The sequence below is a fragment of the Actinomadura sp. KC216 genome (assembly GCF_004348535.1).
Lineage (GTDB): Bacteria > Actinomycetota > Actinomycetes > Streptosporangiales > Streptosporangiaceae > Spirillospora.
Genome location: NZ_SMJX01000018.1, coordinates 20913 through 39327, shown reverse-complemented (window position 1 = coordinate 39327; position 18415 = coordinate 20913). Strand labels below are relative to the sequence as shown.

19 protein-coding genes are annotated in these 18415 nt (G+C 72.2%); 13 read left to right on the top strand and 6 right to left on the bottom strand.

The features are described from left to right. The first annotated feature begins 76 nt into the window (after window positions 1-76). Window positions 77-829: an AfsR/SARP family transcriptional regulator gene (locus E1264_RS05495; RefSeq protein WP_132170199.1), complete on the top strand. Its 753-nt coding sequence runs from the start codon at window positions 77-79 to the stop codon at window positions 827-829. Between the two features lie 24 nt (window positions 830-853). Here the strand turns inward: E1264_RS05495 and E1264_RS05490 are convergent, their stop codons facing one another. From E1264_RS05490 to E1264_RS05470, 6 genes are read right to left on the bottom strand one after another with little or no spacing between them, the layout of a single operon-like run. Further along, complete coding sequence (locus E1264_RS05490; protein ID WP_132170197.1) at window positions 854-2206, bottom strand: aldehyde dehydrogenase family protein; 1353 nt, start codon at window positions 2204-2206, stop codon at window positions 854-856. Next, window positions 2203-2760, bottom strand: a complete 558-nt coding sequence (locus tag E1264_RS05485; protein ID WP_132170195.1) for a cupin domain-containing protein — start codon at window positions 2758-2760, stop codon at window positions 2203-2205. The genes E1264_RS05490 and E1264_RS05485 overlap by 4 nt, the downstream gene beginning before the upstream one ends. After that, window positions 2757-3011 (bottom strand): 4Fe-4S binding protein, encoded by a 255-nt coding sequence (locus E1264_RS05480; RefSeq protein WP_132170193.1) that lies wholly within the window; start codon window positions 3009-3011, stop codon window positions 2757-2759. Before E1264_RS05480 ends, E1264_RS05485 begins: the two co-directional genes overlap by 4 nt. Window positions 3012-3017: 6 nt before the next feature. Continuing rightward, window positions 3018-3245, bottom strand: coding sequence for a Rieske (2Fe-2S) protein (locus E1264_RS43125; protein ID WP_165964016.1), 228 nt, complete (start codon window positions 3243-3245; stop codon window positions 3018-3020). Continuing rightward, window positions 3242-4969 carry a hypothetical protein gene (locus E1264_RS43120; protein WP_165964015.1) on the bottom strand — a complete coding sequence of 576 codons (1728 nt, stop codon included), beginning with the start codon at window positions 4967-4969 and terminating at the stop codon, window positions 3242-3244. The genes E1264_RS43125 and E1264_RS43120 overlap by 4 nt, the downstream gene beginning before the upstream one ends. Then, window positions 4966-5553 carry a hypothetical protein gene (locus E1264_RS05470; RefSeq protein WP_132170191.1) on the bottom strand — a complete coding sequence of 196 codons (588 nt, stop codon included), beginning with the start codon at window positions 5551-5553 and terminating at the stop codon, window positions 4966-4968. Before E1264_RS05470 ends, E1264_RS43120 begins: the two co-directional genes overlap by 4 nt. 248 nt (window positions 5554-5801) lie before the next feature. Between E1264_RS05470 and E1264_RS05465 the strand changes: the two genes are divergently transcribed. The 12 genes from E1264_RS05465 to E1264_RS05415 all read left to right on the top strand — a co-directional run bounded on the left by E1264_RS05465 (window position 5802) and on the right by E1264_RS05415 (window position 18413). Further along, window positions 5802-6026, top strand: a complete 225-nt coding sequence (locus E1264_RS05465; protein ID WP_207935729.1) for a phosphopantetheine-binding protein — start codon at window positions 5802-5804, stop codon at window positions 6024-6026. A 66-nt stretch (window positions 6027-6092) separates the two neighbouring features. Continuing rightward, complete coding sequence (locus E1264_RS05460) at window positions 6093-7202, top strand: ferritin-like domain-containing protein (protein ID WP_132170187.1); 1110 nt, start codon at window positions 6093-6095, stop codon at window positions 7200-7202. Continuing rightward, window positions 7199-7987, top strand: coding sequence for a hypothetical protein (locus tag E1264_RS43115; RefSeq protein WP_165964014.1), 789 nt, complete (start codon window positions 7199-7201; stop codon window positions 7985-7987). Before E1264_RS05460 ends, E1264_RS43115 begins: the two co-directional genes overlap by 4 nt. Further along, window positions 7984-8976 carry an alpha/beta hydrolase gene (locus E1264_RS43110; protein WP_165964013.1) on the top strand — a complete coding sequence of 331 codons (993 nt, stop codon included), beginning with the start codon at window positions 7984-7986 and terminating at the stop codon, window positions 8974-8976. The genes E1264_RS43115 and E1264_RS43110 overlap by 4 nt, the downstream gene beginning before the upstream one ends. After that, entirely contained in the window at window positions 8973-9242 is a 270-nt protein-coding gene (locus tag E1264_RS05450) for a phosphopantetheine-binding protein (RefSeq protein WP_132170183.1), read from the top strand. The genes E1264_RS43110 and E1264_RS05450 overlap by 4 nt, the downstream gene beginning before the upstream one ends. Continuing rightward, window positions 9229-10881, top strand: a complete 1653-nt coding sequence (locus tag E1264_RS05445; protein WP_132170181.1) for an AMP-binding protein — start codon at window positions 9229-9231, stop codon at window positions 10879-10881. The genes E1264_RS05450 and E1264_RS05445 overlap by 14 nt, the downstream gene beginning before the upstream one ends. Then, the gene (locus E1264_RS05440; RefSeq protein ID WP_132170179.1) at window positions 10878-12119 is read left to right on the top strand and encodes an aspartate aminotransferase family protein; all 1242 of its coding nucleotides are present in this window, start codon (window positions 10878-10880) and stop codon (window positions 12117-12119) included. Before E1264_RS05445 ends, E1264_RS05440 begins: the two co-directional genes overlap by 4 nt. 3 nt (window positions 12120-12122) lie before the next feature. Then, window positions 12123-13553 (top strand): MFS transporter, encoded by a 1431-nt coding sequence (locus E1264_RS05435; protein ID WP_132170177.1) that lies wholly within the window; start codon window positions 12123-12125, stop codon window positions 13551-13553. Between the two features lie 30 nt (window positions 13554-13583). Next, window positions 13584-14582 (top strand): fatty acid desaturase, encoded by a 999-nt coding sequence (locus E1264_RS05430; RefSeq protein ID WP_132170175.1) that lies wholly within the window; start codon window positions 13584-13586, stop codon window positions 14580-14582. 7 nt (window positions 14583-14589) lie between these two features. Then, entirely contained in the window at window positions 14590-16218 is a 1629-nt protein-coding gene (locus tag E1264_RS05425; protein ID WP_132170173.1) for an AMP-binding protein, read from the top strand. A gap of 14 nt (window positions 16219-16232) precedes the next feature. Next, entirely contained in the window at window positions 16233-17108 is an 876-nt protein-coding gene (locus E1264_RS05420) for a cyclopropane-fatty-acyl-phospholipid synthase family protein (RefSeq protein WP_132170171.1), read from the top strand. Between the two features lie 18 nt (window positions 17109-17126). Further along, window positions 17127-18413 carry a condensation domain-containing protein gene (locus E1264_RS05415; RefSeq protein ID WP_132170169.1) on the top strand — a complete coding sequence of 429 codons (1287 nt, stop codon included), beginning with the start codon at window positions 17127-17129 and terminating at the stop codon, window positions 18411-18413. Window positions 18414-18415 lie beyond the last annotated feature (2 nt).

The following is an 18415-nucleotide window of genomic DNA, read 5'->3' as shown; positions in this document are numbered from 1 at the left end:
ACGTGCCCGGTCATCATCCGGAACGGCTTGTCAGACGAACCAGGAACATCGATGACCGCTCGACAGGGAAGCGACGATGAGATTCCTGATGCTCGGCAACCTCGAGGTGTACGACAAGGACGGCCGGGGCATCCGGCTCAGCCGGACCAAGCACCGCCAGCTCCTCGGGCTCCTGCTGCTCCGGGCGAACCACGCCGTGTGCGTCGACCAGCTCGTCGACGGGATGTGGCCCGTCGACCCGCCGCGTTTCGCCAGGGGCAACATCAAGACCTATGTGTCGGCGCTGCGGCCCGTCGTGGACCAGGCGGGAGCGCTGATCGAGACCGTTCCGCGCGGCTACCAGCTGACCGTGCGGTTCGAATACGTCGACGTGCTGAAGTTCGAGGAGCTGTTCCAGGCGGCGGTCGGTCCCAGCGACCGCGACGCGGCGGAGCGGGTCGACCTGCTTCAGCAGGCGCTCGGTCTGTGGCGGGGCGAGGCGCTGCAGGACCTCAAGGGCGACGGTGGACCGCTCCGCTACGCCGCGACCCGGCTGCAGGAGAAGCGGATCGTCGCGATGCAGAACCTCGCGCGCCTGTACCTGCGGCTCGGCCACCACCACGACGCGATCGACCGCCTGCGGATGGCGTTGAGCTGGGAGCCGTTACGAGAGCCGCTCTGGCGGCTGCTCATGTTCGCCCTCTACCGGGACGGCCGCCAGGCGGAGGCGCTGTCGGCCTACCGCGAGTTCCGCGCCATCCTCGTTGAGAACATCGGCCTGGAACCCAGCGGAGAGCTGCAGGCCCTGCACTCCATGATGCTCTCCGGCGACGTGCCGCTCACCGTGTGACCTCCAGGTTCACCGCCTCCAGTTTCACCGTGCCTCCAGGTTCACCGTGATGGTCTTGGGGCGCCGGTACTCGGCGAGCGCGAGCGCGCTGAGGTCCGTTCCGGTGCCCGAGTCCGCGCGGCCGCCGTGGGGCAGCTCGGCGGTCTGCACCAGATGGCAGTTCACCCAGACCTCCCCGGCACGCAGTCCCCGGGCCGTCTTCAGCCCGGATTCGATGTCCCGGGTCCACACGCTCGCCGCCAGGGCCTGCGGGACGCTCCCGGCCATCCGGAGCGCCTCGCCGATGTCGGCGGCCGGCTGGACGGTGAGGACGGGCGCGAACACCTCCTCCCGGATCACGGGGTCATCGTCGGGGACGTCGGCGAGCACGCACGCCGGCCGCCAGAAACCGCCCGCCTCGGGCTCCTCGACGGTGACGGCGCCGGCGCTGCGCACGCCCGCCTCCGCCTTGCCCACCAGCCGGTCGTACCGCTCGGCCTGCGCGGGGTTGTTGAGCGGCCCGAAGTCGCGTCCCGCCGACCGGGTGGCGAGCGCGTCGGCCAGCCGGTCCACCGCCTCCCGGTGGCCGCCGCCGACGGTGATCACCCGGCTGGGCCCGGCGCAGCTCTGCCCGGCGTTGTAGGTGACCGCGTCGGCGAGCGCCGCCCACGTTCCGGGCGGGGCGTCGGGGAACACGATGACGGGGCAGTTGCCGCCGAGCTCCAGGCTGATCCGGCGCACCCCCGCGCGGCGCGCCACGTCCAGGCCGCCGGGCACGCTGCCGGTGAACGCGATCGCGTCGACCTCGGCGTCGACCAGGAGCCGCCCGCACTGGCGCCCACCGGTCAGGGTGCGCAGGACCCCGGGCCCGAGGATCTCCGCGGCGTCCTCCGCCAGCCGCCGCGCCGAGTCGGGGGTGGACTCGGCCGGCTTGAGCACCACGGTGTTGCCGGCGGCGAGGGCGGGAGCGCACCGCCAGGCGGCCATGAGGATCGGGTAGTTCCACGGGACGATCGCCGCGACCACCCCGCACGGCTCCCAGCGCACCCAGCTCTCGTGCCCGCCGATCAGGCCGCCGGCCGCGGGACCCGTCTCCGCCCGCGCCGCCCCGGCGTAGAAGCGGAACAGGTCGGCGGCGAGGCCGACCTCGTCCAGCGCCTGCTGCCCGGGCTTGCCCGTTCCCGCCTGTTCGAGGCGGGCGTAGGCGGGTGCCTGCTCCTCGATCCTGCCCGCCAGCCGCAGCAGGCGGTCCGCGCGTTCGCGCACCGTGAGCGCCGCCCACCGGCCGGCCGCCGCCCGGGCCTCCGCCACGGCCGCCGCGACGTCCCGGGCGTCGCCGTCCGGGCAGGACCCCCGGACGGCGCCGGTGCGCGGGTCCACCAGATCCAGCGTGCTCATCGCAGCCCCGCGCAGGTGCTGCAGGGGCAGTGCGGGCAGCCGAGATCATGCGGCATCTCGGGAGCGCCGGCCGACAGTCCGCAGATGAGGCATTCCAGGTCGCCGTCCGGGGCCAGCACCTCGGTGTAGGGCACCAGCTCCATCCGGTCGTGGGCGTCGACGGGCTTGTGCGGCGCGCCGATGGCGAGGATCAGGTGGTCGGTGATGGCGCCGACGGCGTGCGGGACATCGCCTTCGATGAGGTAGACCTGCCCCGCCCGCGTCTGGTGGATCCGGCCTCCGTAGGTGATCGTGCCCATGCCCGCGATCACCGTGAGGACGTGGTGCCCCGGATGCGTGTGCGGGGCGAACCCCGCACCGGCGGCCAGCCGGATCACATCGGCGCCGATGGCGGTCCCGGAGCGGACCATCGCCTCGCCCGTGGCGTTCACCGCGCCGGCCATCGTGACGGGGCGGGGCCGGTGCGGAACCGACAGGCGCGTCAGATCCTGACCGATCTCGCAGTCCGCCCAGTCAACGATCTTGAGATCCGGTTTCCGGACGGGGGTCGTCATGAAGCGTCCCCGGCGTTGAAGAAGTCGTTGTTCTTGGCGATGTACGACTCCCACTCGGCGGGTACCTCGCTGTCCCGGTAGATCGCGTCGACCGGGCAGACGGTCACGCAGACGTCGCAGTCGATGCAGCGCTCGGGGTCGATGAAGTACTGGTCGGCCTTGTCGGTGGTCTCGATGCAGTCCGCGGGACACACATCGACGCAGGCGCCGTCCTTGACGTTCTCGCAGGGCTGGGTGATGACGAAGGCCATCGGCGGTCACCTTCCGGGTTCGGGCAGATTCGGGCAGGCCGGTCCGCGGAGCCGCTCGCCGGTCCGGACGTCGAACGTGGCCCCGTGCCAGGCGCAGCGGAGGAACGGGCCGTTGAGGTAGGCCTGGTCGAGCGGGGCGCCAAGGTGGGGGCAGCGTTCCGGGATCTCGTACTCGCTCGTCCCGTGCCGGACCACCAGGCGGCCATCGGGCAGGCGGACTGGAGCGGCCGTCATTTGTCTCCCTCCGGCCGGGTGAGCTTCTTGCCGTAGGTGCGGTCGAACTCCAGGCCGCGGGCATAGGCGGCGTCGGCGATATGGCCGAGCCAGTCGGCGAGCCTGGAGGCCAGGGGAACGTCGGACGGCCGGAACTCCAGGTGCTCGCGGTAGAAGGTCCGGTTCAGCCTGACGTCGGCGAGCCCCTTCCAGGTGAGGCCGTTGTAGTGGATGTAGGTGGGGATGCGGCAGCTCAGCCTGATACCGGCCGCGCGGTGGCCGCCGTGGTTGGCGTCCTCGGCGACGGCGATGTCGGGGAGGTTGAACGACTGGGCCTTGAACCGCCGGAGCAGCGTGTAGTTCTGCGCCTTCTTGACCACGTTGTAGCGGAGCCGCTGGCCGATGGCGTTCTGGATGCCGATGTGGTCGAACGGCACGCCCTCGGCGTCCCGGTCGAACCCCTCGTTGAAGCCCGTGTAGCAGAACACGTCCTCGTACTCGAACTCCCACGGGGCGTCGAGCTTGACCCCGATCGGCACGGTGAAGATGGCGTAGTCGACGGGGAGCGAGGTGTCCGAGGCCGCCCAGTGCGCCAGTTCCTTGAGGACGTCCGTGGGGGTGAGGCCCGCCGCCGCCGCGCCCTCGACCGCGGTCTCCCAGACCTGCGGCCCGTCCCCGCGCAGGCGGACGTCGAACCGGTCCTGGAGCCGCTCGCGCAGGTCGTCCGGCATCCGCAGCACCGCCGAACAGGCCGAGCGCGGCACGAGGAACTCGCGGCGCTCCCAGTTGCTGCCGTCGAACTGCAGGCAGCGCAGATGGTCGCGCTCGATCCGCACGCGCAGCCGGCCGAGCAGCTGGGCCAGCTCGACCGGGGACTCGGGCGGCTCGGCCGGCGGAGCGCCCGCCGAGCCCTCGTAGTGGCGGATCCGCTGGACCACGAAGTCGAACACGAGCGGGAGGGAGATGATCGACTGGTTGAGCTCCTGGAGGCAGAACCCGGACTCCCGCCATATCCAGGCGATCGTGGCCGTGGCCAGGGCGGCCTCGTCCCACTCTTGCGGGTCGGTGCGGGCGCAGTCGTAGAGCAGCGCGGCGACCTGCCGGTTCTCCAGCAGCTCGCCCCGGACGTAGAACCTGATCTGCTCCAGGCCCTCGATCCGCTGCTTGAGTTCGAGGAGCAGGACGGGCCGTTCCTCCTCGCGGAGGCCCGTCCACGAGGACAGGACGCGTTCCCGCAGGCCGGCGTGGTAGGGCCGGGGCAGCGCGGACCGGAACGGCGCCCGGGCGAGCACGGCGTCCGCCAAGGCGTCCAGGTCGCCCTCGCGGGCCTCGCCCGCGAGACCGAACTCGGCGCTGAGGACGGCGACGGGGTCGTCCGCCGCGGCCATTCTCTGCAGGACGTCGCCGTGGAGCTCCAGCGCCTTGGCGGTGTCGCCCCCGGCCTTGCCGAACGCGAGCGCGAGCGCGTACCAGGAGTCCAGCGGCGCGTCTCCGGACGGGATCCGCAGCCGGTACCACAGGTCGTACAGCGCCGCGCGCCACTCGCCCGCCTGATCGAGAACGGTCTCGAGGGCGGGCCGGTCCAGGAGCGCGGGATCCGTCACCGGGGTGGCGGCGATACCGGTGGCGAGCAGGCCGAGCGCGACCGCGCGGTCGTCCAGCTCCGCGTCGTCGCGGATGAGGCGGAGCCGGTACTCGACGTCGGAGTCGATGGCCTGGATGGCGGGTTCCGCTTCTTCGATCACGAAGCACCTCCGACGGGCTGGGCGGCGAGCGCCCGGATGGTGGCGGCGTCGAGCTCGTAGACGTTGAACTCGCCGGGCCCGGCGACGCCGTCCGGCTCGTCCAGGTGGCCCGCACGGGCCGGGCGCAGCCCGACGCTCTGCACGACGCGGTTGATGCCGACGTTGCGGGTCCGTGTCTCCAGGACGAGCCCGTCGATCGGGTATTCGCTGAGCACGTGGTCCGCCAGCACGGGGAGGCTGTTCCAGAAGATCGCGGACAGGATGCCGCGGCGCCGCACGGACGGGTCGGTCAGATGGACGTGCAGGTACCCCTTGGGCCGGCCCAGGATATTGATATTGGTATAGCCGATGACCGCGTCGTTCAGGCGGAAGGTGAAGCCGATGGCGCCGTCCTTCGGCTCGCCCCGGTGGCACAGGCCCAGAAAGCGGCGGCGGGTGTCCTCCCGGCCGCCGAGTTTGGCCAGGTCGATGCCGAGGAAGTCGAGGTCGGCCCCGCCGTCGTGCCAGTACGAAACGAATGACTCAATGTCCGGCGGCTCCATGTCACGGACGCTCAGCCAGTCGTCGCCGAATGCGAATCGCAACAATTCCATCCCTGTCGGACGCCCCCTTCGATGGTTGGCCATGTCTCGATGGTGGGACGCCGTGGTCCGCTGCCGGTTCGTGGCCGATTCACGGGAGGTTCACGGACGGTTCATCGGTTCTGCGGATCCCGGCCGGGGTCTTGCCAGCCCCCGGCCGGGATCCGCAGAATCAGGCAGCAGCAGGGCTGTCCCAGGGCAGGTGAACCGGAGAAGAGGTCAAGTTGATCACTCTGGAAGAAGTCCTCGGAATGATCAGGAAGAAGCTGCGCAACAAGCTTCCCGAGGACGTGGAGTTGAATGGCGAGACGGAATTGGACGGGCTCGGGCTGTCCAGTCTCCAGATCGCGGATATCGTGTTCTCGCTTGAGGACAAGTACGACTTCGAGTTCGACCTGCACGAGGCGCTGGGCATCACCACGATCAGCGGGATCGTCGAGGTGGCCAATGAGGCGCTGTCCGAATATTCGGACTGAGCGGGATCGGCCGCCGGCGCCACATCTCAAACCCGGTCTCATAGCTGATAAGGGATGATGACGGTAATGTCTAACCTCGGCCCCGAGGGGCCGGAAGACCTCGTCGGCCTGGCGGGAAGCTGGGCCGTTCCGGTGGGTGGTGACGCGCTGTTCACCTGGGATTACGACCGGCGCTCCGAGCGCCTTCTCAGCCTCTACACCAAGGGGAAGCAGCGGCAGTGGGACGCCGACAAAAGGCTCGACTGGAGCCATGAGGTCGACCCCGGCGATCCGCTGGGCATGCCCGACGAGCTGATCTGGATCGCCGACTCGGAACTGTGGGACCGGCTGCCGGAGAAGGAGCGGTCCGTCGTCAGGACGCACACCGCCGGTTGGATGTACTCGCAGTTCCTGCACGGGGAGCAGGGCGCGCTCGTGTGCGCCGCGCAGGTCGTGCGGATGGTGCCGGACATCGACGCCAAGTTCTACGCCTCCACCCAGGTGATGGACGAGGCCCGGCACGTGGAGGCCTACGACCGCTACCTCCGGGAGAAGATCGGCGTCCGGTACGGCATCACCGAGTCCCTGCGGGGCCTGCTCGACACGATCGTCCGCGACGGCAGGTGGGACTTCACCTACCTCGGCATGCAGGTGCTGATCGAGGGACTCGCCCTGGCCTCCTTCAGCATCCAGCGCGACCTCATGACCGACCCGCTGGCCAAGGCGTTCAACGCGTACGTGCTGGAGGACGAGGCCCGGCACGTCGCGTTCGGCCAGCTGGCGCTGCGCCAGTACTACCAGGACCTCACCGACGCCGAACGCCGCGAGCGGGAGGAGTTCGCGGTCGAGGCGTGCCACGTGCTCAGCGAGCGGTTCGCCGGGCAGGAACTGTGGCACAACCTCGACTACGGCGCCGAGGAGTGCATAGCGCTGACGCGCCAGTCGGCGGCCTTGCGGGTGTTCCGCTACCGGCTGTTCTCCCGGATCGTCCCGGCCCTGAAGAGCATCAACCTCTTCGGCCCGCGCATGCAGCAGGGCCTGGAGACGCTGCGGCTTATGCGGTTCTCGAAGATGGACCCGGACGAGACCTCGGCGGCCGACGAGGCCAAGGCGCTCGAGATCGAGCAGGAGGAGCTGCGCCGCAGGAGCAGGCAGGTCGAGGAGGCGATCGCCGCCGGTCGCGGGGAGCCCGCATGACCGGGAACACGAACGTGCGTTCACCCCTGACGTCGCCGGAGTTCCTCGTCTTCTACGGCATCACCGGCCGGGGCACGCTGCAGCAGGACGAGCTGTTCAGGTTCATGGAGGGCACCGGCCCGCAGTGGTGGCTGCCGGTGTCGGGGATGACCCGCGAGGAGTTCTGGCGCTCGCGCATGCACGCGCTCGTCGCCCGGAGCACGATCGTGCGGATCCTGGAAGGCGGCTGCCGGCCGAGCGACAGGGTCACGGTCAACCACGTGATCAGGCACGGCCGGCGGGCACGGCCGAACCGGCGTCCCGAATTCGGATTCGTCGACTTCCTGGAGGTCGTGCGGGACTCCGACGGCGCCGTCCTGGCGGACCTGACCTCGCACACCGTCTGGGTCGACTTCAGCAGCGGGACGCCCAAGGTCGCCGAGTCGCCCCCGTCCGGGCTCGACTGCCCCCTGGAGGACCTGCCCGAGATCGATCCGCTGCCGACCCTCACCACGCCGGTGGCATCCTCGAGCTTCCGGTGGACGCCGCGGGAGTGCGACGTGACGAACAACCACGTGTCGTTCCCGAGCTACGTCGAGCGGGCCGAGAACGCGCTCGCCGACGCGGGCCTCGCGCTCCCCGAGAGGCCGGTCTGGCAGGGCTGGTACCGGCTCGAGTTCCGCTGCGACGAGCGCACCACGGTCAGGATCTGCGAGGAGGAGGACGGCGGGCTGCTCTTCGGGTTCTGCAACGAGGACGAGCGCCGGGCGCGGACCTTCGTCCGGCTGAGCGAAGCCGGCCCGTGACCGGGTACGAGGCGCCGGCCCGGCCCGACGAGCGGCTGGACCCGACGATCAGGGCGATCCTGGCGCTGGGCGGCGGGTTCGGCAACGGGGCCGCGGGCTTCGACGCCGGGCGGGCCCGGGCGGGGTTCCGCGCGCTCACCGTCGAGGCGCGGTCGCCGCGCGCGGTGGCGCCGGTGCGCGGGACGGAGGACCGGGTCGTCCCCGCCACCCCGGAGGGCCTGCCCGTCCGCATCTACCGGCCGGAGCGGGACGCGCCCGTCGCGACCGTCGTCTTCTTCCACGGGGGCGGGTTCGTCACCGGGGATCTGGACACCCACGACAACCACTGCCGGTGGCTGTGCCGCGAGACGGGCGCGGTGGTCGTCAGCGTGTCCTACCGACGCGCGCCCGAGCATCCGTTCCCCGCGGCGGTCGAGGACTGCCTCGGCGCCGTCCGCTGGGCCGAAGCCGAGCTGGACGCGCTCGGCGGCCGCGCGGCGGGACTCGCGGTCGCCGGGGACAGCGCGGGCGGCGCTCTGGCCGCCGCCGTCACCCAGCTCTGCAGAGACTCCGGGGGTCCGGAGCTGCGGGCCCAGCTTCTCGTCTATCCCGTGACGGACCTCGCCGCCGAGGACGAGTACCCGTCCCGGGTGGAGTACGGCTCGGGCTACCTGCTGACCGCCGACGCGATGCGCTGGTTCCGCTCCTGCTACCTGCCGGGCGGCACGGACCCCGCCGCGCCCGCGGCCTCGCCGATCCGGGGCCGCCTGGACGGCCTGCCCCCGGCGGTGGTCGTGACCATGGAGTACGACCCGCTCCGGGACGAGGGGGAGGCCTACGCCGCCGCCCTCGCCGCGGCGGGCGTGCCGACCCGCGCCCACCGGTTCGCCGGCCTGATCCACGGCTCGTTCGAGCTGCCCATAGTGACCGGCGGCAGCGCGGCCGCGATGCGCGAGGCGTTCGGCGCGTTCCGCGACCTGCTCGCCGAGGAATCCGGAGGCACGCCATGAAGCTGTTCCGCGGCAGGGACACCCGGGGCCGGGTGCTGTCGCTGCTGGCCAAGTCGCAGCCGGGGCTCTCCGCCTCCGGGCTGCGCGGGGACCAGCGGCTGCAGGAGGACCTCGGCCTGGACTCGCTGTCGGTCGTGGCGGTCGCGGTGCGGCTCCACGAGGAGCTGGGAGTCGACCTCGCCGCGCTGGCCGAGCGCGCCCCGTCCGTCGTCACCGTCGACGACCTCGTGAAGACAGTGGAGAGCCTGACCGATGGTGCTGAGTGAGAGCCGGACGGCCCTCGGGCCGCAGACCCTCCAGGATCTGGTTCCCCGCCTGCAGAGCCTGGAAGACGCCGCACTTTTCCATCTCGACGGCTCGAAGCTGGTCCGAACGCCCTACCCGGAGCTGCACGCCGACGTGCGCCGCGTCCAGGAGCGCCTCAAGGCGTGGGGGGCGGGCGAGGGCGTCCGGGTCGGTATCTGGGGTGCGAACTCCTACGCGTGGATCGTCCACGAGCTCGCCCTGCTCGACCTCGGATGCGTCACGGTGACGTTGCCGGTGGTGGAGCTTGCGGGCAGCACGCCGGTCTCCCTCGCGGAACGGTACGGCCTGGAGCTCCTCCTGGCGGACGAGGGCCTGCTCTCGGAGGAGGGCGGCCCGGGGGAGGGCGCCGAAGCGGCGGAGTGGGCGGCGCCCATGACCATGGAGGGCACCGACCGGGAGATCCGCCCGCGCGAGCGTCCGGAGCCGCTGGACCCGGACGTCTTCTCGATCGTGTTCTCCTCCGGCACCACCGGGACGGTGAAGGCCATCCGCATCAGCCGGGTCGCCACCGAGGACTGCCTCGCCGAGTTCGGCGGACACCACACCTTCCGGTCCGACGACCGGATCCTCGTCGGCCTGCCGCTGTCGACGTTCCAGCAGCGGATCATGATGTACTGCGCGATCTGGTACGGCTTCGACGCGGTCGTCGTCGAGCCGTCGCCGCTGATGTTCGCGGTGCTGAAGGAGGCCCAGCCCACGATCATGGGCGGCCCGCCCGCGTTCTACGAGATCCTGGAGAGCCGGTTCAGCGGCCGCCCGGCCGCGCTCAGGACGGCGCTGCGCGCGGTGTCCTGGACGATCCGGCACACCCTGCCGGGCTCGCTGCGGGACGCGGCGCTCCGCCGCGTCTTCGCCCAGGCGCACGACGCCTACGGCGGACGGATGCGGCTCATGCTGAGCGGCTCGGCCCCGCTCCGCCGGTCCACCTCGGCGGTCTTCCGGACGGTCGGGCTGCCGCTCTTCCAGCTCTACGGCCTCACCGAGTCGGGCTTCATCGCCTGGAACCGCCCGGACGCCAACCGGATCGGGTCCGTCGGGCGGCCGGTGTTCCCCGGCTCGGTGCGGATCTCGTCCGAGGGCGAGATCCAGGTGCGGTGGCCGCGCCCCCAGAGCCCGGGCTACCTGGGCGAGCCGCCCGAGGTCGAGCAGGCCGTGTACCTCCCGGACGGCTGGATCGCGACAGGCGATCTCGGACGGCTGGACGACGACGGCTTCCTCTACATCGTCGGCCGGAAGAAGGACCTGATCATCACCCGCGGCGGGGTCAAGATACCCCCCTCCCCCTGGGAGCAGCAGATCCTGGCCGACCCGGCCGTGGCGCAGGCGGTCATGGTGGGCGGGGAGGACCTGGCCTACGTCGGAGCCGTGATCGCGCTGCGCGACCACGCCGCGGACGCCGCGGCCGAGTCGATCCGGCGCCGGATCGAGGAGATCAACCGCGACACGCCCGCGTCCGGCCGGGTCACGCGCGTGGTCTTCACCCGGGAGCGGTTCACGAGGGAGAACGGGCTCATGACGACCACCCTGAAGATCAACCGCAGGGCGGTGGCCGCGCGGTTCCAGGCGGCGCTCGACGCCGGGAAGACCTGGTCGTCATGACGATCCCACGGGCGCCGCGGGGCTCGCTGTTCCGGACGATGCGCCGCCACCTGCCGCCGTCCCTCGCGATCGCCTACCAGCTCGCCGGCGGCGGCGCGCACGAGGCGTCCGCCTCCGGCGCGACGGTCACCCTGTCCGACGGCAGGGAGGTGGTGGACTTCGGCTCGTACGGCGTCACCCTGCTCGGCCACCGGTGCCCGCCGGTCGTGGACGCCGCCGTCACCCAGCTCCGCACGATGCCGACCGCCACCCGCGCCCTCGCCAACCCCGCGGTCGTGACGTTCGCGGCGGACCTGCTCGGGCGGTGCGGCCTCGACCGGGTCTGGCTCGGCAGCGACGGCGCCGACGCCGTCGAGGTCGCGGTGAAGCTGGCGCGGCGCGCCACGGGGCGGCCTCGGGTCCTCGCCGTCGAGGGAGCGTTCCACGGCAAGACGCTCGGCGCGCTGGCCCTGACCCACTCCCCGGTCTTCCACGAAGGGCTCGAGCCGCTGCTGGGCGGGGTCACCCATCTGGCGGCCGGTGACGCGGAGGCCGTGAGCCGGGAGGCGGCGCGCGGAGACGTCGCGGCGCTGATCGTCGAACCGATCCGCGGCGAGGGCGGGGTCCGGCCGCTGGACCCGGACGTCCTGCGGCGGTGGGCGCGGGACGCGCGCGACGCCGGGGCGTTCGTCATCAGCGACGAGATCCAGGTGGGCCTGCGCCGGTGCGGAGAGTTCTCCCTCGCCCTCGCCCAGGGCTGGCAGCCGGACGCCGTCCTCTTCGGCAAGGCGCTCGGCGGGGGAGTGGTCCCGCTGTCGGCGATGGCCGCCACGACCGAGCTGTACGAGCCTCTCATGGAGAATCCGGCGTTCCACTCGTCCACCTTCGGTGGCAACCCGGTGGCGTGCGCGGCGGGTTCGGCGGCGCTGGCGGCCATCGACGAGCTCGCCGGGCAGGGCCGCGAGCTGGGCGCGGTGATGGACAAGAGGCTGCGCGCGCTCGCCGAGGACCACCCCGAGCTGGTGACCGAGGTGCGTGGTGCGGGCCTGCTGTGGGGGCTCGAGCTCCGCCCGCAGGCCGCCGCGCCGGTCATCGCCGACCTGGCGGTCCGCGGCCTCCTCGTGTCGCCCTGCCTCAGCTCTCCGGACACGATCAGGCTCCTGCCGCCGATGACCTCGACCGGGCCGGAGCTGGACAGGGCGTTCGACGCGCTCGGCGCCGCCTTCACCGCGTACCGGCCGGACGCGGCGGAGGATTGACCCATGGAATCCACCACACGCATCTCGGAACCGGCCACCCGCGCGTCCGGAGGCATACCGGCCCCTGCCCTGGCCGTCGGCGCGGCGTTCCTCGCCATGTTCGACGCGACCGTCGTCAACCTGGCGATACCCGACCTCGCCACGGACCATCCGGCCGCGTCGGTCGCGGACCTGACCTGGGTCATCACCCTCTACGTCGTGATGCTGGCGGCCTTCCTCGCGCCGGCCGGACGGCTGGCCGACGTGCTGGGCCACCGGAGCGTGTATCTGGCCGGAACGGGACTGTTCACCCTCGCCTCGCTGGCGTGCACCGTCGCCCCCGACCTCACCACCCTCATCGTCGCCAGGGGAGTCCAGGGCGTCGGCGCCGCCGCCATGCTCCCGGCCTCCCTCGCGCTGCTGCTCCGGAACACGCCGCCCGCCCGCCAGGCGCGGGCCATCGGCCTCTGGAGCGCGGCGAGCGCCGTGGCCGCGGCCGTGGGCCCGAGCGGCGGCGGGTTCCTGGTCGACGCGTTCGGCTGGCGCGCCATGTTCGCCATCAACCTGCCTCTCGGCCTCCTCCTGGTGTTCGGTGCCTGGCGGGCCCCGAAACTCGCGGGCGGCGGCGGGCGATGGCCGGACGCGCTCGGGACCGGCATGCTCGCCCTCGGGATCGGCGGCGTCGTCCTCGGACTGACCCAGGGGCAGGACTGGGGCTGGAGCGGAGCGCGGACCATCGGCGCCCTGGTCATCGGCACCGCCGCCGTCACCATCGCCCTCATGCGGTCGGCGCGGCACCCGGTGCCCGCGGTGGAGATCTCGCTCTGGCGCGGCCGCAGGTTCGCCGCGGCCAACGTGATCTCCTTCGGCTACGGCATGGCCATGCTGCCCTGGCTGCTCGTCGGCGTCCTGTACCTCACCGAGGTCTGGCACTACTCCGAACTGGAGGCCGGGCTGGCGCAGAGCCCGGGCGCGGTCACCGCCGCGGCCAGCGCGCTGCTCTTCCCGCGCCTGTTCGGCCGGTACGGACCCAGGGTGCCGATCGTCGCCGGCGCCTCGGCCATGGTGGCGACGGCCGTGTGGATCTATCTCGGGCTGACCGCCGAACCGAACTTCCTCGGCTTCTGGCTGCCGACCGGGCTGCTGGTCGGCATCGGCATGGGGGCCCTGGCGACGGGCTCGGCGAGCGCCGCCGCCCTCGCCGTCGAGCCGGTGCGGTTCGCCGGGGCGATCGGCCTCAACACGGCCGCCCGCCAGGTGGGCGGCGCGCTCGGCGTCGCCTCGCTGGCGGCGATCCTGCCGCAGACCGGCGCCGCGAGCGTGCCGGACTACGTGCACGTCTACGTGTTCTGCGGGGCGGTGGCGCTGCTCGTCGCGGTCATCGGCGTCGTGCCGAACCTCAGCGCGGCGAGCCCGGCGCGGGCCCGGGAATCGCTGGCGGACACCGGCACCTGATCTCGACCGGCCCGAGCGTACGGAGGCCCCATGGATGGCAAACAGCACCGCCTGTTCATCATCGGCGTGTCGGTCGGGCCGGTCGCCGGTCTGGTGGTCGCGATGACGCTGCTCTGGAACAGGGCCTTCGGGCTGAGCGACCTCGTCAGCCTGGTCGTGATGTACGCGGTCGCCGGGATCGGCATCAGCACCGGTTTCCACCGGCTCCTGGCCCACAGGTCGTTCAAGACCCACCGTCCGGTCCGCGACGCGCTGGCCGTCGCCGGGACGGTCGCCGGCCAGGGCCCGGCGATCATCTGGGCGGCGCACCACCGCCGCCACCACCGGATGTCCGACCGGGAGGGCGACCCGCACAGCCCGTACTTCTACGGCGGGCACGGCAGGATCGCGGTGCTGAGGGGGCTCTGGCACGCCCACCTCGGCTGGCTGCTGGACGAGAACCTGTCGTCCGACCCGATCCGCTACTGCCCCGACCTGGTCCGCGACCGGCATCTGCGCTGGATCAGCGAGCACTTCGTCCTCATCATGCTGCTCGGGCTGGTCGCCCCGGCCGGGATCGGCTTCGCGGTGAGCGGCGGCGAACCGATGGCCGCGTTCACCGGCTTCGTGTGGGGCGGCCTGGTCCGGCTGTTCCTGCTCAGCCACCTCACCTACGCGGTGAACTCCATCGGCCACTTCGCGGGCCGCAGGCGGTTCAGCACCGCCGACGAGTCCCGCAACATCGGGTGGCTCGCGATCCCGTCGTTCGGCGACTCCTGGCACAACAACCACCACGCCTTCCCGCGGTCGGCGAGCCACGGTTTCCGCTGGTACGAGGCCGACCTGAGCGCGCTGTTCATCAGGCTCCTCGTCCGCACCGGCCTCGCCTGGGACCCCGTGCGGATCGACCGGGACCGGATCGAGTTGCGCGCGGCGGGCCTGTCACGGGTCGGCGGTGGACGGCACGCCCCGGCGCAGCCGCCGGCGCCGCTCGCCGAACGCCGGCGCACCAGGGCGGCGGCGAACGCCGACCCCGGCGACATCGAATAGGAGCCCTGTGGAATCGCTCTGGGAGTCGTTGCTGAACGCCCGGCGCAGCCGGATCCACTGCTGGACCGGTGAGCGCTTCACCGACGCGCGCTGGGACGAGGTCGCCGCCGACGCCGCCCGCATGGCCGGCGGGCTGCGTGCCCGCGGCGTCGGGCCGGGAAGGACCGTCGCCACCGTCCTGACCAACAGCCCGCTCGCGGTGCGCGGCGTCCTCGCCGTCTGGCTGGCGGGCGGCACGGTCGCCTCGCTGCCGGTCCCGGCCCGCGGGATGAGCACGGCGGAGTACACCGAGCAGATCACCGGGATATGCCGGCGCACCGGATCGCCGCTGCTGCTCGGCGACGGAGCCGTGCTGGCGTACCTCCCCGAGGAGGCGCGCGCGGCCACCGGATGCCTCGCCTGGGAGTCGGTCGGGCGGGGATCTCCGGTCAGCGAGCCGCCCGGCGACGAGGACATCGCGTTCATCCAGTACTCGTCCGGCAGCACCGGCAGCCCCAAGGGCTGCATGCTCACCCCCCGCGCCATCGCCGCGCAGCTCGCGATGATCCTCGACATGAGCGACGCGGACCCCGCGCGGGAGAAGGTCGTCTCCTGGCTGCCGCTCTCCCACGACATGGGGATGTTCGGCTGCCTGATGTTCCCCTGGGCGTACGACATGCCGCTCGCGCTGTCCACGCCCGAGCGGTTCATGATGGGCGGCCGCAGCTGGTTCGGCGACCTCGCCGAGTTCGGCGGCACCATGACCGCGGGCACCAACACCGCGCTGCACGTCGCGTCCCGGGCCCAGCGCGGACGGCCGCTCGGCAGGCCCCTGGCCCTGCGGACGGCGATCATCGGCGCGGAGCGGGTGGAGCGGGCGACCCTCCAGGCGGCCGTGACGGCGTTCGAGGGCAGCGGGCTGTCGCTCGACAGGTTCATGCCCGCCTACGGGATGGCCGAGGCGACGCTGGCGATCTCCGCGACCGCGCCGCTCGCCGAGCCGCGGTTCCTCGCCGTGGACGGCACCGAGCTCGCCGACGGGCGGATCGCCGAGACCGCGCCGGACGACCCGGCCGCGACGTGGCTCGTCGGCTGCGGATCCCCCTGCCGCGGAGTCGGCGTGCTGGAGTCGCGTCCGGGCACCGTGAGCGAGCTGCTGGTCCGCTCGCCCAGCCTCGCCGCCGGCTACCACGGCGATCCCGAGCGGACCGCGAGCCGGTTCACGGCGCGGGGGCTGCGTACCGGCGATCTGGGGTTCGTCCACGACGGCGAGGTGTTCCTCGCCGGCCGGGCCGACGACGTGATCTCCGTCGGCGGGCGCAACGTGAACCTGCGCGAGGTCGAGCTGGCGGTCGACGCCCTCGAACCCGTGCAGAGCGGCTGCAGCGCGGTCCTCGACGTCGGCGGCGGGCGGGCCGCCCGCCTGGTCCTGGTGACCGAGCTGCGGCGCAGGCGCGCCGACGTCACCGCGATCGCCGGTGCCGCCGCCGGCATGGCCCAGGCCAAGGCCGGGATCGTGCTCGACGAGTGCGTGTTCGTGGAGCGCGGAAGCGTCCCGAAGACGCCCAGCGGGAAGGTCCAGCGCTTCCGCGCCCGCCGGCTCCTGCTCGCGGGCGAGCTGCCGACGATCGCCACCGTCGATCTGGAAACCGACTGACAGAGGAGCCTGCGATGACCACCATTTCGGACCCGTCCTACAGGGGCGCCTCCGGCGAGGCGATCCGGCACCACTACGACCTGGGAAACGAGTTCTACTACCTGTGGCTGGACCGCAGCCGCACCTACTCGTGCGCGCTCTGGGACGGCGAGGACGACGACCTGTACAGCGCCCAGCAGCGCAAGCTCGCCTACATGGCGACGGGCGCGCGCGCCACCGGCCGCAAGCGCGTGCTCGACATCGGCTGCGGCTGGGGCAGCATGCTGCGGCACCTGGTCGAGGTCCAGAACGTCGAGCGGGTGGTCGGCCTGACCCTGAGCCCCGCCCAGCTGGAGTCGATGAAGGAATGGACGGACGAGCGCTACGACGTCCGCGTCCAGAACTGGCTGGACCACGAGGACACCGAGTACGACGCGATCGTCTCGCTGGGGGCGTTCGAGCACTTCGCCCGGCACGGGATGAGCCGGGACGAGCGGATCGACGCCTATCGCACGTTCTTCGGCCGCTGCCGCGACTGGCTGGCACCGGGCGGCCGGCTGGCGCTCCAGACGAACGTGGCGGGCCGGGCGCGGCCGGTGGACCGGCGGACGGTCAAGGAGATGCTCTTCGTCATCGAGCGCATCTTCCCCGAGTCGGTGATGCCGCCGCTCAGCGACATCATCGAGGCCAGCGAGCGCACCTTCGACGTCGTCACCGTCCGCAACGACCCCGACCACTACGTGCGGACCTGCCGCACCTGGGCGGAGACCCTCGCCGCCAAACGCGAGGAGGCGGAGGCGGTCGTGGGCGCCCAGACCGTCGACGACTACCTCCACTACCTCGCGTCATGCGCGCGCCAGTTCGAGCGCCGGAACCTCGGTCTCGCGCGGATCATCCTCGAGCGGGTCTGAGTGGACGGAGGCGCGGGCATGCCCGTTCCGATGGGCCAGCGGGCGGTGACCCACCCGACCATCATCACGGACGCGACGATGATCCTCCGGGGGCCGTACGACCTCGACCGCCTGGAGGAGGCGGCCCGCGCGGTCTGCCGCCGCCACGAGGCGCTCCGAACAACCGTCGACCTCGACGCCGACGAGCAGACGGTCCACCCGTACACGCCGGAGACCGTGGCCTTCCACCGCCGCTCCGCCGCCCCGGGCCGGTTGATCGAGACGCTGGACGGGTGGGCGCGCAGGCCCCTGGACCCGGCGGAGCTGCCCGTCTTCCGGATCGAGACGGTCGCGGAGTCCTCCCGGCTGCTGGGCGTCCACGTGGCCGTGCCGCACGCGGTCGCCGACATCGCCGCGATCGAGATCGTCGTCCGCGAGCTCGTCCTCGCCTACCGCGACCTGCTGTCCGGCGGCCCGATCACCCTCCCGGAGGTGCCCGCCCAGTTCACCGACCACCAGCGCAGTCGCGCCGAACTGATGGAACGGGAGGAACTCTGGTCACCGGGTGGCGCGGGCCGCCGCGCGGCGGACTTCTGGTCCCGCCGCCTGGAAGGCGCCGAGCCTCCGCCGTTCGGACGTCCGGCCCGCGGTCAGGCGGAAGGCCCCCGAACGGCCTTCCTCAACGGCCGGCTCGACGCGGACCTGGTCAAGCTCCTGGACGAGGTGTGCACCACGGCACGCTGCTCGACCTTCCACGCCGTCCTCGCCGCCTACGAGGAGGCGGTGAGCGTCCTGACCGGCTGCACCGAGGTCACCAGCACCTGCGTGGTCCACGGCCGGGGGCGTCCGGAGTTCCGCGAGACCGTGGGCCTCCTCACCGGCGAGATCGCCTTCCGCCGCGAGGTGGCGGCCCCGACCCGCCGCGCCTACCTCTCCGTGGTGGCCACCGACGTGTACACCACCTATGTCCATCAGGAGTATCCGCTGTCGGTGGTGGCCGCCCACTCGAAACAGGCGGCGAACTGGCTGGACAAGAACCGCTTCCGCGGCATCTTCCTCCAGTACCGGACCGAGAAGTACGGAGCCGGACTGAAATCCGCCCTGGACGGCGTGGACCTGGACTTCCCCCAAGCCTCCCGGGCGATGCTGGACTGCGTCATGCCAGGAAAGGCCCTCCTCAGCGTCGACCGAGACGGCCCCGAACTCTCCATAGAGCTCATGTACGACAAACGCCGCTGGCAGGCCACAGACATGACCGCCCTGCACGAGGCCCTCCTGACCGCCCTGAAGAACTACGCCGAGACCCCCGACTCCCAGGTCCCATAACG

Excerpts from the sequence above, each read along its gene's own strand:
- E1264_RS05420 (WP_132170171.1), top strand. The coding sequence starts at position 16,233 with ATGACCACCATTTCGGACCCGTCCTACAGGGGCGCCTCCGGCGAGGCG.
- E1264_RS05445 (WP_132170181.1), top strand. The coding sequence starts at position 9,229 with ATGGTGCTGAGTGAGAGCCGGACGGCCCTCGGGCCGCAGACCCTCCAG.
- E1264_RS05430 (WP_132170175.1), top strand. The coding sequence starts at position 13,584 with ATGGATGGCAAACAGCACCGCCTGTTCATCATCGGCGTGTCGGTCGGG.
- E1264_RS43115 (WP_165964014.1), top strand. The coding sequence starts at position 7,199 with ATGACCGGGAACACGAACGTGCGTTCACCCCTGACGTCGCCGGAGTTC.
- E1264_RS05465 (WP_207935729.1), top strand. The coding sequence starts at position 5,802 with ATGATCAGGAAGAAGCTGCGCAACAAGCTTCCCGAGGACGTGGAGTTG.
- E1264_RS05450 (WP_132170183.1), top strand. The coding sequence starts at position 8,973 with ATGAAGCTGTTCCGCGGCAGGGACACCCGGGGCCGGGTGCTGTCGCTG.
- E1264_RS05480 (WP_132170193.1), bottom strand. The coding sequence starts at position 3,011 with ATGGCCTTCGTCATCACCCAGCCCTGCGAGAACGTCAAGGACGGCGCC.
- E1264_RS05490 (WP_132170197.1), bottom strand. The coding sequence starts at position 2,206 with ATGAGCACGCTGGATCTGGTGGACCCGCGCACCGGCGCCGTCCGGGGG.
- E1264_RS05495 (WP_132170199.1), top strand. The coding sequence starts at position 77 with ATGAGATTCCTGATGCTCGGCAACCTCGAGGTGTACGACAAGGACGGC.
- E1264_RS05415 (WP_132170169.1), top strand. The coding sequence starts at position 17,127 with ATGCCCGTTCCGATGGGCCAGCGGGCGGTGACCCACCCGACCATCATC.
- E1264_RS05485 (WP_132170195.1), bottom strand. The coding sequence starts at position 2,760 with ATGACGACCCCCGTCCGGAAACCGGATCTCAAGATCGTTGACTGGGCG.
- E1264_RS05460 (WP_132170187.1), top strand. The coding sequence starts at position 6,093 with ATGTCTAACCTCGGCCCCGAGGGGCCGGAAGACCTCGTCGGCCTGGCG.
- E1264_RS43125 (WP_165964016.1), bottom strand. The coding sequence starts at position 3,245 with ATGACGGCCGCTCCAGTCCGCCTGCCCGATGGCCGCCTGGTGGTCCGG.
- E1264_RS05440 (WP_132170179.1), top strand. The coding sequence starts at position 10,878 with ATGACGATCCCACGGGCGCCGCGGGGCTCGCTGTTCCGGACGATGCGC.
- E1264_RS05435 (WP_132170177.1), top strand. The coding sequence starts at position 12,123 with ATGGAATCCACCACACGCATCTCGGAACCGGCCACCCGCGCGTCCGGA.